Genomic DNA, 1,239 nt, shown 5'->3' with positions numbered 1-1,239 from the left:
GGACGGGGTGAGGCACGGGCTCGCCGCTGCCCTCGACGACGCCCTGCCCTGCTGTCCCGCCCGTGCTCCCGCCCTCGCCCACCGGACCTCCCGGCCCCGCGGGGAGTCCGGAGGCTCTCTTCTCCGGGCCGTCCTCGGCGAACCCGGGCGGGAGCGGGCCGAGTTGGTCGAAGATCTCGATCAGCTCGTNNGCCGCCGCGGCGAGCGCCTTGCGCGCCCCCGTCGCTGTGCGAAAACGCGCCTCCGGATCGGGCTGGAGCAAGGTGGCCACCACCTGCCACAGCGGCTCGGGGATGCCCTGAGGCGCACCCGGCGTCCCGTGGTCGGCGAAATACTGGATGAGGGCCTTGGCGTCCGGCTTCGCGCCCTCGAGCAGATACAGGGCGACCAGGCCCACGGCGAAGAGGTCGGCGGGGAAGTCCGGTTCGGCGCCCATCATCTGCTCCGGGGCCAGATATCCGGGGGTGCCGACGACCAGGTCGGTCTCGGTCAGCCGGGGTTCGCCCAGCCGCATGGCGATGCCGAAGTCCGACAGCCGCAGCTTCGGCCTGCCCCGGCCGGTGGCCTCCAGCAGCACGTTGGCGGGNNTGCACCACGTCCTCCGCGTGCACGGCCGCGAGTCCTGAGAGGAGCTGGTCGAGCAGGGTGCAGACGAACGCGGGCGGCAACGGACCGTAGTCGCCGACCAGGTGCACCAGGGAACCGCCGGCCACCAGGTCCATGGTGAACAGGACCTTGTCGTCGTCGGCGGCCCAGCTGGTGGGGGCGAGCACATGCGGGTGGTCAATCCGCAGCGCCTGCTCGCGCACGAAGCGCAGCAGTGAATGGGCGTCGCTCTGGAGCAGCACCTTCGCCGCCACATAACGGCGACGGCGGTGGTCCCAGGCGCGCCATACGGCGCCCACACCCCCGCGTCCGATCGGGTCGACCAGCTCGTACCGGCCGGCGAAGACCTCACCCATGGCTGTGCGTCGCTCCTCCCCCTGAGGTGTCCCCCTGTCTCTCCCCCACGACGAGCGATACGACTCCCCCTGCGGCCCGCTGTCCTGCGGCCCGCTGTCCTCCGCCCCCGTGACAGGTCCCCCGCGACGAACCCCCGCATCAGGCCCCCCGTGTCACCGGCGGCCGACCCTCTTCGGCCGCCGGGCGGTGCTTCAGCTCTGGTGTGCCTGGTAGTGCGTGACCGCGTCGGCCGTGCGGCCGGCGCCGTAGACGCGGAGGAACTCCGCCAGCTCCGGG

At 72.8% G+C, this 1,239-nt stretch carries 2 pseudogenes; both read right to left on the bottom strand.

Features of this window, described 5'->3' with window-relative positions:
* Nucleotides 1-962, bottom strand: a pseudogene (locus CCN29_RS34660) (serine/threonine-protein kinase); the annotation flags it as partial.
* Nucleotides 963-1,154: 192 nt separating this feature from the next.
* Nucleotides 1,155-1,239, bottom strand: a pseudogene (locus CCN29_RS34655) (DNA-binding protein); the annotation flags it as partial.

Source organism: Streptomyces pseudogriseolus, from assembly GCA_002154585.1.
Taxonomy (GTDB): domain Bacteria; phylum Actinomycetota; class Actinomycetes; order Streptomycetales; family Streptomycetaceae; genus Streptomyces; species Streptomyces pseudogriseolus.
This window is presented reverse-complemented; position numbering and strand designations above follow the sequence as displayed.